The organism is Nocardia nova, from assembly GCF_002933465.1.
Classification (GTDB): Bacteria; Actinomycetota; Actinomycetes; order Mycobacteriales; family Mycobacteriaceae; genus Nocardia; species Nocardia nova_B.
Map to the genome: position 1 here is coordinate 166,880 of NZ_PSZE01000003.1, position 14,106 is coordinate 180,985.

Below are 14,106 nucleotides of genomic sequence, written 5' to 3' on the forward strand. Positions count from 1 at the left end.
GGCTGTTGTTCACTCACGTCACCCGAGGCTACCGGTGACTGTTGGTGTACCCGTCTCCTGTCCCGTCGGTACTGTTGCCGACGCCCGCGCCCGGACGCTGGGACCGTGAATTGCCGCTGGTGTCACCGGAGTTCGAGGTACTCGGCGAACTGCCGTCGGCGGGCGCCACCGGTTGCCCCGGCAGCGGCCCCGTGTCCTGCGACTGCGGCTGGTTCTGCTGCGGTTGTGAGCGCGGATTCGGCTGGATGCCCGGTACCGGAATGGTGATGCCCGGCAGGATCTCGACCTGCGACGGCTTCACCACGACCGGCGGCTGATACTCCTGCTGCGTGGTGGTCGGCGCGGTGTAGGGCGCCGAATAGGACGGCACACCGGCCTGGCCGCCGATCGCGGCCGGCTTCGGGAAGTTCTCCTTCGGCGTGCCCTCGAGCGCGCCGTCCATGGTGTCCTTCCAGATATCCGATGGCAGGCCGGAGCCGTACATGATCGAGCCGCCGGGCGTCTTCAGTGCGACACCGTCCGCGGTACCCACCCAAACCGCTGTCGACAGCGACGGGGTGAAGCCGATCATCCACGCGTCCTTGTTCTGACCGGTGTCACCGAGCTGGGTGGTACCGGTCTTGGAGCCGGACGGCCGGCCGCCAGCCAGGCCGTGGTTGCGGGACGAGGCAGCGATCGGTTGCATCGCCGACGCGAGGTTGTCGGCGACCGCTGCGGAGATCCGCTGCTCACCGGCGACCTGTCCGCGGTCGAGCAGAACCTGACCGTCGGCCGTGACGACCTTCTGCACGAAATGCGGTTTGTGGTAGACACCCGAGGCCGCGATGGTCGCGTACGCGGAGGCCATATCCAGTGGCCGCACCTGGTACTGACCCAGGATGATGCCGTTGTTGGGCCCGGAACCATCGGGTTCGGTCAGGGTCTGGCCCACGCCCGGAATCGTGTCGGGAATGCCCATCCGATGCGCCATCGCCGCGATCTTGGCCGGGCCGTCCGGCATATCGAGTTCCATGCGGTAGAAGCTGGTGTTCAGGGAGCGCTTGAGCGCCTCGGCGATGGTGCAGGTACCGCAGGTTTCGCCTTCGGCGTTGGTGATCTTGATGCCGTTGACGGTCAGATCGGAACTGTCGTACATCGTCGACAGCGGCTTGCCGAGTTCGAGATTCTCGGCCAGGCCGAAGACCTTGAAGGTCGAGCCGGACTGCAACCCGGCATTGGCGAAGTCCCAGCCGGTCGCGTTGTCGCCGCCGTAATAGGCGCGCACCGCACCGGATTTCGGATCGACCGAGACGACCGCGGTCCGGACCTCGTCGCGTTCACCCTGCATGTTCTTGTGCACCGAATCGATCGCCGCCTGCTGGGCCTTCTGATCGATGGTCGTGGTGATCTGCAGACCCTCGGTGTTCAGCTGGGTATCGCTGATGCCGGCCTCGGACAGCTCGCTGAGCACCTGCCGCTTGATCAAGCCGTTGGGGCCCGCGGTCTTGCTCTCGCTGTCGTCGTTGTTGGCGCTGGACGGCAGGACCTTCGGATACACCATCTTGGCGCGTTCGGCGGCGGGTACGGAACCAGCCTTGACCATGCCGTCGAGGACGTAGTTCCAGCGCTGTTCGGCGCCCTTCGGATTGTTCTCCGGGTCCAGGCCGTACGGCTGGTTGATGGTGGCGGCCAGCATCGCGCCCTCTTCGACGGTGAGCTGTTCGACCGACTTGCCGAAGTAGGCCTTGGCCGCGGCGTCGATACCGAAGGTGCCGCGACCGAACGGGATCGTGTTCAGATACGCGGTGAGGATGTCGTCCTTACTCCACTGCCGCGCCATCTTCGCCGAGATCACCAGCTCGCGCATCTTGCGGCTCAGCGAATGCTGATTGCCGACCATCGCGTTCTTGACGTACTGCTGGGTGATCGTCGAACCACCACCGGCGGTGTCCTTGCCCATCAGGTTGTCGCGCGCGGCGCGGGCGAAACCGCTGATGGAGAAGCCCGGGTTGGAGTAGAAGTCCCGGTCTTCGGCCGCGATCACGGCGTTGCGCACGTGCGGCGGGATCTGGTCGATGGTGACGTCGGTCCGGTTACCTTCCGGCGGAACGATTTTGCTGATCTGCGTGGTGCCGTCGGAGGCCAGGATCGTGGCGACCTGAGGGGTTTTGAGATCGCCCGGCTGGGGTATCGAGACCGTCGTGTACGCGATCAGGAAGACCGCGCTCGGCACCACGATGGCCAATGCCACCAGGACATAGATCACTCGGCGCACGATGCGCCACGGCGATTTCTTCTTGGTCTTCGGCCCTTTGCCCGCCGAACCGCCCGGACCGTCTCCACCGCCGTTGCCCTTGCGCGGCGGCGGACCCGACGGAGGCGTACCTCCGGCGACCGCGCGGCGCCCGCCGGTGCCCGGACCGGATCCGGAGCGTGTCCCGGCGCCACCGGGCGCCGACCGGTTGGCCGCGGTCGAGCGCGGGCCGCGCTGCGCCATCGCCTCGCCGAGGGTTCCGGCCGCGATCTTCTGGGTCGCCTGAGGTTTCTGCTCGCCCGGTTTGGCGATCTTCTGCGTTGCCCCCGCACCCGGACGCGGTGCTGGGTTCGCGGAACGCCGCGGCGGGCCACCGGCCGGATTCGGCTGACCGCCGCGCACCGTGGGCTGCCCGCCCGTGCGGGGCGGGCCACCGGCCGGGCCGCGCATCGGCGGCGTGCGGTCCCCGCCGGGCGGCGGACCGGGGCGTCGCGGCGGGCCGCCGGCCGGATTCGGCGGTCCGCCCGGCTGGCCGCCGCGGGGACCGCCCGGTCCCGGAGGCGGTGCCTGGCGACGCGGCGGTAGCGGCCGGGCGCCGGGCGGGTTGCCGCCTGCCGGACGCGGTGGTTGACCACCGGGTCCGGATTGCGGGCCGCGCGGGGGCCGACCGCCGTTCGGTCCATCGTCGTAAGGCGAAGTCACAGCCTGGATCTCCATAACTCGATACGGTCCGGATAGCTCGGTGCGGGCGTGCACGGCCGTCGCCGGCCGGTATGGGAACGGCTCCACATATCAGTCGAGTGTGCCCGTCATTCGGCGGCAGTCCGGCGAGCGCCGCCACCACGACGGCGCCGCGGTGCCGGAGTATGCCCCAGCACATACGACTGCACCAGATGATTCCAACTACAGGTCCGGCACACCTCGACCACGTGCACCGAGAACTCTTCCCGAGTCTCGGCCAGCCGTACCAATTCCTCGGGGGTTCGGGCCGAACCCGCGATCGGTCCCAGTCCGTCGCCGTAGACCCACGAAACGAGCGTGAGCTGCTCTTTCCGGCAGATCGGACATGTGACCTCGCTCCCCCGCCCGTGGAATTTCGCCGCACGCAGCAGGTACGGATTCGCATCGCATACCTCGGCGACGTCCACACGGCCCGCATAGACATCGGCCAGCAGCGACCTGCGCCGGAGCGCATAGTCGACCACCTGCCGCTGAATTCGCACGGATCCCAGAGTACTTGCGTCGGCGGGGGCACGGCATGCCACCGAGAGAAGCCCCACGTTCCTTTCCGCTCACTATATCGGTCCGATATAGTTTGTAATCGCATCCATCGGTTAGGTCTGTTCAATAGAGTCAGGAGGTGAGGCCCGTGCTCGAACTCGCGATTCTCGGGCTGCTCCTGGAGTCACCCATGCACGGCTACGAGCTGCGCAAACGGTTGACGGGCCTGTTGGGACCGTTCCGGGCCTTCTCCTACGGGTCGCTGTATCCGACGCTGCGGCGCATGCAGACCGACGGTCTGATCGCCGAGGAGAGTCCGGCCGGCACGGTCACCCGCCGGGCCCGCCGGGTCTACCAACTGACCGAATCGGGTCGGGAGCGGTTCGGTGAACTGCTCGCCGATACCGGTCCGCAGAACTACACCGATGACGGCTTCGGCGTTCATCTCGCCTTCTTCAGCCGCACCCCCGCCGAGGCGCGGATGCGGATCCTCGAGGGCAGACGACGGCAGGTCGAGGAGCGCCGAGAAGGACTGCGGGAGGCGATCAAACGCGCCAGCGGAACACTGGATCGCTACACCCGCCAGCTCCATCAACTCGGTCTCGAATCAAGCGAGCGCGAAGTGCGCTGGCTCAACGAGTTGATTGCAGCGGAGCAATCAATGAAGGCGGCACCACAGAAAGAGGGAAATGTCGGCCATGAGTGATGTCAACCCGGCTGCCAATGAGATTCGCGTGGCCATCGTCGGCGTGGGCAACTGCGCCTCCTCGCTGGTCCAGGGCGTGCAGTACTACAAGGACGCGGACGAGAACGCTACCGTTCCCGGCCTCATGCACGTCAAGTTCGGCCAGTACCACGTGCGCGATGTGAAGTTCGTCGCCGCATTCGACGTCGACGCGAAGAAGGTCGGATTCGACCTGTCCGATGCGATCTTCGCCAGCGAGAACAACACCATCAAGATCTCCGACGTGCCGCCGACCGGCGTCACCGTCCAGCGGGGCCCGACCCTCGATGGCATCGGCAAGTATTACGCGCAGACCATCGAGCTCTCCGAGGCCGATCCGGTCGACGTCGTGCAGGCGCTGAAGGATGCCGAGGTCGACGTGCTGGTTTCGTACCTGCCTGTCGGTTCGGAAGATGCCGACAAGTTCTACGCGCAGTGTGCCATCGACGCCAACGTCGCATTCGTGAACGCGCTGCCCGTCTTCATCGCGTCCGACCCGGCGTGGGCGCAGAAGTTCGTCGACGCCGGCGTGCCGATCGTCGGTGACGACATCAAGTCTCAGGTCGGCGCGACCATCACCCACCGCGTGATGGCCAAGCTGTTCGAAGACCGCGGCGTGCAGCTGGACCGCACCATGCAGCTCAACGTCGGCGGCAACATGGACTTCAAGAACATGCTCGAGCGCGAGCGCCTGGAGTCGAAGAAGATCTCCAAGACCCAGGCGGTCACCAGCAACCTGAAGAAGGAGCTGGGCGCCAACGACGTGCACATCGGCCCGTCCGACCACGTCGGCTGGCTCGACGACCGCAAGTGGGCCTACGTGCGCCTCGAGGGCCGCGCCTTCGGTGACGTGCCGCTGAACCTGGAGTACAAGCTCGAGGTGTGGGACTCGCCGAACTCGGCCGGCATCATCATCGACGCCGTGCGCGCCGCCAAGATCGCCAAGGACCGCGGCATCGGCGGACCCGTCATCCCGGCCTCGGCCTACCTGATGAAGTCCCCGCCGAAGCAGCTCGCCGACGACGTCGCGCGCACCCAGCTGGAAGCGTTCATCATCGGCGCCGAGTAATTCGGCCTCGCTCCGCTCGGCGGGTTCGCGGTCGCCCGTGCGTGGTTGCGGTAGGCGCGCTGTCGCCTGGGGCGTTGGCTGCCGAAAAAGGCTGGGCTACATGGTTTTCCATGTAGCCCAGCCTGATTTCGTGCTCTGCCGTCCGGCGGTCAGTCGAGGGAGACGTAAACCTCGACCGAGGTGGGGCCGGTGTAGCGTTCGATCTCCGCGGTGTGGGAGCGGGTGATCGTGCCGGCGCTCTCGGCCTTGGCGACCTCGGCCCAGGCGGTGCGGAGCAGGTCGTAGGGCTTGTCGGAGACGACGAATTTGGCGTAGCGGCCCGCGGGGATGCGGGTGATCACGTCGCCGGTGTCCAGTTCGTCGAGTCCGCCGAGTTCGTAGCCGAGGACCGCGACCGCGTGGTCGTCCTGGCCGATGTAGGCCGCCACGCGGGGGACGTTCTTCTCCCGCGACAGATAGCGGTCCCAGGTGAAGTTCACCAGATCAAGATCTCGTGCGGTCACCTCGCGCCCGGCCAGCGGGACCGTGAGCCCGCCGACGAGGCTGGGTTCCAGGGTGACGATTTCGAAGTCCACGAGTCCCTACCTGTTCTCGCCGGAATCGGCTTGGGCCACACCGTTGTTCAACGCGTCGGTCAGCGGGTCGCTCTGCAGGGCGACGAACACCTCGACCGTGCGCGCCTCCGGATAGTGCTCGAAATCGCCGGTATAGGCCCGCACCAGCACGCCGGCCGCTTCCAGATCCCAGACCGCGCGCCAGATCGAGACGATGGTGTCGCCCAGGTTGTCGCCGGTGCGCAGGAAGCGCGCGAACTTCGCCGCGGGGACACGGGCCAGCACATCACCGGGCTGCAGATCGTCGAGGCTTTCGCATCGGTAACCGACGATATGGGTCAGATAGGAACCGATCTCGGGCGCGTGGTCGACATATGCGGTCGCCGGCGGGCCGGGTAACCGGCGTGCCAGAGTTCGCTTCCACGCCTCTTCCACCTTCTGCCGGCGCGGTCCCTCGACCGCCAGCGCCGGGCTGCGTAGCACCGTGCCCGCCACCAGTGTCTCGTGGCGCTCAACCACTTCGAAATCCACCCGTGTCGCCCCTAATGTCTCGTATCAACCCCGTTCCACCCTATCGGCGTGTGCTGGGTGATGGCCGGATAACTCCAATTCGTTTCATCACAGCGTGCCGGATCGGACCGTCATCCCGGAACCGGGACGGTCAGCCCCGGAAAGATCTCCACCTGCCGCGGCGGCGGGGGTGGTGGCGGCGGAGCGGGCGGAATGACGATCACCGGGGGTGGCTGCTGCTCCGACTGCGACGGCGGTTGCAAGATGTCGAACGGCGCGTTTGCGGTCGGCTGCGGCGCCGCGGTCTGGGGCTCCGGCTCCGCGAACGGCCCGGCCGAATTCGGTGGCGGCGGCGCCGCGAACGGTCCGGCCGCGGCGCTCGGATCGGGATTCGCGAACTGCTCGACCGGAGTGCCGGCGAGCGCGCCGTCCATGGTGCGCTTCCAGATATCGGACGGCAGCCCCGAGCCGTAGATCATGCCGCCGCCCGCCGTGCGGATCGGCTCCGGCTGATCGGTACCCACCCACACCGCGGTGGACAGCGACGGGGTGAACCCGATCATCCAGGCGTCCTTGTTCTCGCCGGTGTCACCGAGCTGGGTGGTCCCGGTCTTGGCCGCCGACGGCCGCCCGGCCAGATTGTGGCCGTTCGAATACGCCGGGATGGGTTGCATCGCCTTGGTGGTCGTATCGGTGATTCCGCGAGGAAAGCGCTGCTGCGGCGGTGGCGGCTGCCCCGCCCCCGGCTCCCCGCGATCGAGTAGGACCCGCCCGTCACCGGCCACCACTCGCTGCACGAAATACGGCTGGTGATAGCTGCCCGACGCCGCGATGGTGGCATAGGCCGACGCCATATCGATGGGCCGCACCGAGTACACGCCGAGGACGATCGTGGGAGCCGGCTGCCCGTCGGGCTCCGACAGCGAGGTGCCCGGTACACCCGGGATCTGCTGCGGGATACCGGCCTGGTGGGCGGCATCGGCCACCGCGCGCGGCCCGATGGCTTGGGTGAGCCGGATGAAACTGGTGTTCAGCGAACGCTTGTAGGCCTCGGCGAGACTGCAGGTCCCGCAGGATTCGCCCTCGACGTTGGTCACCCGCACCCCGTTCACCACGACCGGCGAACTGTCCAGCTGGGACGTCAGCGTATAGCCCTGCTGCAGCGCCGCGAGCACGGCGAAGGTCTTGAACGAGGATCCCGTCTGCAGGGGCGCCTGGGCGAAGTCGTAGCCGACCCCGTCCTCACCGCCGTAGTAGGCCCGGATCGCACCCGAACGCGGATCGATCGACACCACCGCGGTGCGCAGCTGCGGCGGCTGGCCGTCGAGGGTGCGGTGTACCGCGTCCAGCGCGGCCTGCTGCGCTTTGGCGTCGATGGTCGTCATGATCTGCAGTGCACCGGTGTTGATCTCCTGATCGCTGATCCCCGCGGCGCGTAACTCCTTCAGCACCTGGGTGCGGATGAGCCCGGCGGGGCCGCGAGCGGCATCGTCGTCGGGTTTGCGCGCGGGCGCGATCGTCGGGAATTGCACTTTGTCGCGTTCGCCGAGCGGCAGCACGCCCATCCCGACCATGCCGTCGAGCACGTAGTTCCACCGGGCTTTCAGCTGGTCGAGGTGCGTCTCGGGGTCCAGGATCGACGGCGCGCGCACCACCGCGGCCAGCACCGCGCCCTCGGCCAGGGTCAGCTGCGAGACCGGTTTGTCGAAGTAGGCGCGTGCGGCCGCCGCGATCCCGTAGGCATCCCGGCCGTAGTAGATGGTGTTGAGATACGCGGCGAGAATGTCGTCCTTACTCCACTGCCGCGCCATCTTCGCCGAGATCACCAGCTCCCGCATCTTGCGCGACAGGGTGCGTTCCGAGCTGAGGAAGGCGTTCTTGACGTACTGCTGGGTGATGGTGGACCCACCGCCCGCGTCGTCGCGGCCGAGCAGATTGTCGCGCGCCGCTCGCAGGAAGGCCGGCGCCGAGAATCCGGGATTGCGGTAGAAGTCGCGATCCTCGGCCGAAAGCATGGCGTCGCGCATGGTCTGCGGTACTTCCGAAAGCGGCACCGGCGTGCGATTGCCTTCGGGGGGAACTATTTTCGCCAGGACGGTCGTTCCGTCGGCGGCGGTGACGGTGGCGATCTGATTGGTCTGCACCGCACTCGGATCGGGTATCTCGGCGCTCCAGTACGCCAGCACCAACAGCAACGACGGAATCGCGACGAAGATCAGGAACAGGGCCAGCAGCAGGCGCCGAATCCGCTGCCCGCGCGTGCGTGGCGGGCGTTCGCGGGCGCCGGCCGGTTTCTCGCGGCGGCGGGGACGCCCGCTGTTCGGCCGGGGCACACCGTCGAGCTGCTTCCACCCGGCAATCGAGGCATAAGGCGCCGTTTCCGGGCGGCCGCGCCGCGGTTTGCGGGTCGAGCTCACGATCATCTCCTCCCGGAGCGTCGGCGGACCAGCGAGAAACAACGATCCCGTCCAGCCTACGGGGCCGGTCGGTGGTCAACCAGAACAGCTAATACCCAGTAAATCGTGATTTCACTCGCAAACCGGCCACGACCGGCCGACGGCGCGTCGATGTGAGCCGAATAACCACGACCGCAACCGGAGCTGCGAAGGGGCGGCACAGCTCGGTCTGCGCACCCTCCACTACACCGGCTCACCCGCCGATATCGAAAGGCACCTCGGGACGAAATCGGTCGCCGCCCGAGTTCCCCTAGCTCTTGACGCCGCCCGCGGTGAGGCCGGAGATGATGCGGCGCTGGAACAGCAAAACCATGATCACCAGCGGCACGGTGACGATGATGCCCGCCGCCATGATCGCCGCATACGGCTGGACCAGCGGATCGTTACCGGAGAATCGCGCGATCGCGACCGTGACGGGTTCGGTGCGGTCGACCGAGAGCAGGCTGGCCAGCAGGTATTCGTTCACCGCGGCGATGAACGCCAGAATCGCCGTGGTGAACACCGCGGGCGCGGCCAGCGGCAGCATCACCAGCCGGAAGGCCTGGAACCGGGTGGCGCCGTCGATCCGGGCCGCTTCCTCGAGCTCCCATGGCAGCTCGGCGAAGAACGAGGCCAGGACGTAGACCGTCATCGGCAGCACGAACGAGATGTTCGGGATGATCATCGCCTGGTAGTGCCCGATCCAGCCGATGTTGGTGAACAGCTGGAACAGCGGCGTCACCAGGACGACGACCGGGAACATCGAGGCGCTCAGGATCAACCCGGCCACGAGGGTCTTACCGCGAAAGGCCATGCGCGCCAAGGCGTAAGCGGCCATCATGCCGATCACCAGTGCGATCACGGTGGTGGTCGCGCCGATGACGACGCTGTTGGTCAGCGCCCGCCCGAAGTCGTTGCCGCGGCTGGTGTCGAACGCGTTGCGGAAGTTCTCGAAGGTCAGGTGCGTCGGCCACGGGGTGTTGTCGAAGGTGTAGTCCGGGTCGCGAAAGGCGGTCACCGCCATCCAGTAGAACGGGGCCAGACCCCAGATCAGCACGATCAGCGCACCGACGTACACCCGCGCGGACCGCCACGGTTTGCGGCCAGAGGTAGCAGTGGTCATCAGTGTGCCTTCCGCTGTTCTTCCTGCGTCGCCACCGCGTTGGCACCCAGCATCTTCACCAGCACGAATGCCACCGCGAAAATCATCAGGAAGGTGAGCACCGACAGCGCGGCCGCGCTGTTGGAGCCCTGCCGCACCTGATCGACCACCAGGATCGAAATGGTCCGGGTCGCCGGATTGCCCTGCATCATGATGGCCGGCAGGTCGTAGAGGCGCAGTGCGTCCATAGTCCGGAACAGCACCGCGACCAGCAGCGCCGGCTTCAGCAGCGGCAGCGTGATGTGGGTGAAGCGCTGCCATGCCGAGGCGCCGTCGACCTTGGCCGCCTCGTACACGTCGTTCGGGATCACCTGCAGTCCGGCGAGGATCAGCAACGCCATGAACGGGGTGGTCTTCCAGACGTCGGCGATGATCACCGCGAAGCGCGACCACCACGGATCGGTCTGCCACAGGATGTGCGTGTGCAGCACCCGGTTGACCACGCCGTTGTACTGGAACATGAACTCCCACAACCGGGCGGTCACCGCGGTCGGAATGGCCCAGGGGATCAGCACCGCGGCGCGCAACAGCGCCCGCCCGCGGAAGGTCTTGCCCATCACGGTCGCCATGCCGAGGCCGATGCTGGCCTCCAGCGTCACGGTGATCACCGTGAACAGCAGGGTGATTCCGATGGCAGCCCAGAACTGGGAACCCAGGTTGCCGGTGGGGCAGGGCTCGGTTCCGCCGCCGGGCAGGGTGCACTGCTGCAGCAGCCAGTGCGTGTAGTTGCTGAACCCGGCGCTGCCGCCCTCGACGAACATGCCGGTGGCGGGGTCGAGCCCGGCGTCCTTCTGGAACGACATCCACACCGCGCGCACCACCGGATAGCCGATGACGACCGCGAGCGCCACCAGCACCGGCGCGACGAACAACCACGCGCGGCCCGACCCCTGCGGGAGCCGGAAGCCCCGGGAGTTGCTGTCGCGCTTCGGTTTCGGGCTCACCGGCTGATCGTCGGGTGGCGCGAGATCGGTCGCACCCGAAGGACTCGACACGTTCAACTCTCCTACGGGGCAGACTGCGGACAGGGTCAGGAGCCGGCGGCTTCGATGCCCTTCTGCATGCCGATGATCGCGTCATCGACTGATTTCTTACCGGTCAACGCAGCATATGCGTTGTCCTGGATGGCCTTCGACACCGCCGGGTAGAAGGGGGTCACCGGACGCGGCACGGCGCTGGCGATCGAATCCTTCAACGCGGGCAGATACGGGAACTTCGCGATCAGCGCCGGATCGTCGTACATCGACGACCGCACCGACGGGAACGCACCCTCGGCGACGATGCGCTGGGCGTCCTCGCTGATCAGGAAGCGCAGGAAGTCCAGCGCGGTGGCCTTGTGCTTGGAGTAGGCGCTGATGGCGGCGTTGTAACCACCGAGCGTGGAGGCGCCGATGCCGTCCTTGCCGGGCAGCGGGGAGACGCCGAAATTGCCCTTCACCGCGGAGGAGTCGGCCTGGGCCACACCGTAGAAGTTGGGCCAGGTGCGCAGGAACAACAGCTTGCCCGAGGCGAAGGCGTTCTGGCTCTCGGGCTCCTTGTAGGAGATGGCCTCCTTGGGGATGTCGCCGTTCTTGTAGGCGTCGGTGAGCACCTGCAGGCCGGCGCGCGACTGCGGGGAGTTCACGGTCGCGGTCTTGCCGTCCGGGCCGACGAACGAGCCGCCGTAGGCGTTGATCACCTCGGCCGCGTTCACGGTCAGACCTTCGTAGGGCGCGAACTGCCCTGCGTAGCAACCGATTCCGTGATCACGCGCGATATTGCAGTCGGTCAGCAGTTCCGGCCAGGTCTTCGGCGGATTCGGAACCAGATCCTTGCGGTAGTACAGCAGGCCGCCGTTGGTGTTGCGCGGCGCGGCGTAGAGAGTGCCCTGGTAGGTCGCGCTGGCGACGGTCGGCGAGAGCAGCGTCGAGGTGTCGAGCGCGAAGGAGTCCTTGAGCGGCTGAATCCAGCCCTTGGCCGCGAACTCGGCGGTCCAGGGCACGTCCAGCGCCATCACGTCGTAGTCGGACTGTTTGGCCCGCATGTGCTGGGCAAGGTCGTCGTACTGCTGGGAGGCGTCGTTGGACTGCTCTTTGAACGTCACCTGCTCGTTCGGATGGGCGGCGTTCCACCGGTCGATGAGCTGCTTGACCGCACCGGTCTCGGTGGTGTCCTTACCCTCGACGTAGGTGATCGGACCGCGACCGCCCAGGTTCTGACCGGTCGGGTTGCTGCCGTCGCCGCTCGAACAGGCGCTCGTCAACCCGGCGGTGAGCAGTGCCACCGACGCGGTGGCCAGCGCGGCGCGGGACACGAGGGACGAGCGTCGTGACGTGGCGCGCGCGCGAACCCTACGCGCCTTGTTCGAGGACGCCTTGTTCAAAGCCATCGATACTCCAGGGTCGTAACGAACACAGGTGCCAAGCGTGAGCGCCCGCACACTGCGCCGGTTGCACAAGGCAAGATACATTGTTCGGCTGCTCCGTGGGACTCGGCGTCCGCCCCCGCCCTCCGTGGTTACGCGAGCTGCCGCCTCTGCCACCGGCGATCATGTGGGGATGTCGGTGAGTTCTCGTATCCTGGCGCTCGATGTCGACCCAGATGCCCCAGGACAAGTTGCTCACCCGGATCGGTGGGCTGTTGCGTCAGGCCGAGTCGACCGACAACGAGCACGAGGCCGAAGCCTTCATGGCGGCCGCCCAGCGCCTGGCGACCCGTTCGTCGATCGACCTGGCGGTGGCGCGTGCCCATATCGCCGGCCGCGAACGCCGCCCGACGCCGATGCAGAAGGTCGTCCCGATCGGCGAGGCGGGCAAGAAAGGGCTGCGCACCTATGTGCAGTTGTTCGTGGCGATCGCCGCGGCCAACGATGTGCGCTGTGACGTGACCCGCACGTCCACGCAGGTGTACGCCTACGGTTTCGACACCGATATCGCGACGTGCGAGGCGCTGTATACGAGCCTGCTGGTGCAGATGGTGCGTGCCTCGGACCACTACATCAAATCCGGCGCCTACAAATCGGCGACCGTGGAGAAGGTCGTGGTGGCGACGCGCTGGGGTCGGCCGGTGCAGCGTCGCATACAGGCCCCTGTCGCAGCCGTGACGGCTCGGCTGAATTTCCAGATGGCGTTCGCCGATCGAATCGGCCGCCGGCTCGCGCAGGTGAAGGCGGATGTGGAGGCCGAGGCGGTGCGCGACGATCCGGTCTCAGCGGAATCCACCGCGGGCACCGCGCTGGCCCTGCGCAACAAGGACCTCGAGCTCACCGATTTCTACTCCCGCACCTCCGAAGCCCGCGGCACCTGGCGCGGTCCGCAGGAGTCCACCGGGTACTCGCCGGCCGCGCGCCGGGCGGGCGACCGCGCCGGTCGCACGGCGCGCCTGGGTCTGTCGCCCGAACTGCCCTCGGCTCGCGGCACTCTGGAAGCTCCCGGGGCATGAGGCGCCCCGCCGCATCGATGCCGGCCGCTGCCGGTCGTGGCTGCGGCGACGCCGCCATCGGTCGGTACGCGAAGCGTTCGCCGCGTGCCGGATGTCGTCGGCGCACCGGATCGGAGGGCGGGTCGGAGTGTGCGGGCGGGGTGTGGCCCGACCGTAGGCTGGGCGGCCGTGTTCCTGCGCTGATACTCGCCGCTGCGCCGGTGCGTACTCGCGGCCCGGTGGGGTCGGTTTCAGGAGATGAGCCCCTGTGACGCAGCGGGATTCGCAGCGCAGCCGGGTCTACGATGCCGAGGGCCTGGTGCGGCGGATGTTCGAACGAGCCGAGGAGTTCGGGGCTCGCACGGTCGACGTGCACGGATCGCAGCTCACGCTGCCGATCGAGCGGAAGTTCGCCTCGGTCGAGTCGGTCCAGAGCTATGTGGACCGGGTGCTGGCACTGAATTGGGTACGCGCGCAATGGCTTCGAGCCGGTACCCCGCTCGCCGTGCGGGCCCGCGCGGGCACCGCGGCGGCGCACTACGAAACCGGCCGCGCCGTCTTGGCCGTCCCACTGCACACCGGCGGGACCGCCTGGGCGCTCCGCGAATTGGTCATACTCCACGAACTGGCCCACCACTTGGAGCCGCTCGGCGCCGACCTCGCCCCGCACGGCCCCGAATTCTGCACCCGCTACCTCGAACTGGTCGACGGGGTCATCGGCCCCGAAGCCGCCCTTCTCCTGCGTGCCACTCTGCACGACTGCGGCGCCCGGGTCGGCTGAACCACCACGGAACAGGTG

General features: G+C 67.4%; 12 protein-coding genes. 4 read left to right on the forward strand and 8 right to left on the reverse strand.

The genetic code is table 11. The annotated features are described in order from the left end of the window. Positions 1-28: 28 nt before the first annotated feature. Together C5E41_RS05040 and C5E41_RS05045 are read right to left on the reverse strand one after the other, a co-directional pair. Complete coding sequence (locus C5E41_RS05040; RefSeq protein ID WP_258080748.1) at positions 29-2,683, reverse strand: transglycosylase domain-containing protein; 2,655 nt, start codon at positions 2,681-2,683, stop codon at positions 29-31. A 359-nt stretch (positions 2,684-3,042) separates the two neighbouring features. Next, a complete protein-coding gene (locus tag C5E41_RS05045) occupies positions 3,043-3,456 on the reverse strand; it encodes a DUF5318 domain-containing protein (RefSeq protein WP_030514161.1) in 414 nt (137 codons plus the stop codon). Between the two features lie 146 nt (positions 3,457-3,602). Here C5E41_RS05045 and C5E41_RS05050 point away from each other — a divergent pair, with 146 nt between their 5' ends. Together C5E41_RS05050 and C5E41_RS05055 are read left to right on the forward strand one after the other, a co-directional pair. Further along, on the forward strand, positions 3,603-4,160 hold the full coding sequence (locus C5E41_RS05050) for a PadR family transcriptional regulator (RefSeq protein ID WP_104374661.1): 558 nt from the start codon (positions 3,603-3,605) through the stop codon (positions 4,158-4,160). After that, the gene (locus tag C5E41_RS05055) at positions 4,153-5,247 is read left to right on the forward strand and encodes an inositol-3-phosphate synthase (RefSeq protein WP_104374662.1); all 1,095 of its coding nucleotides are present in this window, start codon (positions 4,153-4,155) and stop codon (positions 5,245-5,247) included. The genes C5E41_RS05050 and C5E41_RS05055 overlap by 8 nt, the downstream gene beginning before the upstream one ends. 149 nt (positions 5,248-5,396) lie before the next feature. Here C5E41_RS05055 and C5E41_RS05060 read toward each other — a convergent pair whose 3' ends face one another. The 6 genes from C5E41_RS05060 to C5E41_RS05090 form a co-directional block, all read right to left on the reverse strand. Further along, positions 5,397-5,822, reverse strand: a complete 426-nt coding sequence (locus tag C5E41_RS05060) for a GyrI-like domain-containing protein (RefSeq protein WP_062966483.1) — start codon at positions 5,820-5,822, stop codon at positions 5,397-5,399. Positions 5,823-5,828: 6 nt separating this feature from the next. After that, positions 5,829-6,332 carry a GyrI-like domain-containing protein gene (locus C5E41_RS05065; protein ID WP_104374663.1) on the reverse strand — a complete coding sequence of 168 codons (504 nt, stop codon included), beginning with the start codon at positions 6,330-6,332 and terminating at the stop codon, positions 5,829-5,831. 110 nt (positions 6,333-6,442) lie between these two features. After that, entirely contained in the window at positions 6,443-8,734 is a 2,292-nt protein-coding gene (locus C5E41_RS05070; RefSeq protein WP_104374664.1) for a transglycosylase domain-containing protein, read from the reverse strand. Between the two features lie 283 nt (positions 8,735-9,017). Further along, positions 9,018-9,869 (reverse strand): carbohydrate ABC transporter permease, encoded by an 852-nt coding sequence (locus C5E41_RS05080; RefSeq protein WP_104374665.1) that lies wholly within the window; start codon positions 9,867-9,869, stop codon positions 9,018-9,020. Further along, entirely contained in the window at positions 9,869-10,852 is a 984-nt protein-coding gene (locus C5E41_RS05085) for a carbohydrate ABC transporter permease (protein ID WP_104374850.1), read from the reverse strand. The genes C5E41_RS05080 and C5E41_RS05085 overlap by 1 nt, the downstream gene beginning before the upstream one ends. 86 nt (positions 10,853-10,938) lie before the next feature. Beyond that, positions 10,939-12,201, reverse strand: coding sequence for an ABC transporter substrate-binding protein (locus C5E41_RS05090; RefSeq protein ID WP_439956356.1), 1,263 nt, complete (start codon positions 12,199-12,201; stop codon positions 10,939-10,941). Between the two features lie 287 nt (positions 12,202-12,488). On the opposite strand from C5E41_RS05090, the gene C5E41_RS05095 reads away from it, so the two are divergent. Both C5E41_RS05095 and C5E41_RS05100 read left to right on the forward strand, forming a co-directional pair. Continuing rightward, the gene (locus C5E41_RS05095) at positions 12,489-13,328 is read left to right on the forward strand and encodes a DUF2786 domain-containing protein (RefSeq protein ID WP_104374851.1); all 840 of its coding nucleotides are present in this window, start codon (positions 12,489-12,491) and stop codon (positions 13,326-13,328) included. Between the two features lie 247 nt (positions 13,329-13,575). Beyond that, on the forward strand, positions 13,576-14,088 hold the full coding sequence (locus C5E41_RS05100; protein WP_104374667.1) for a TIGR04338 family metallohydrolase: 513 nt from the start codon (positions 13,576-13,578) through the stop codon (positions 14,086-14,088). Positions 14,089-14,106: the final 18 nt, after the last annotated feature.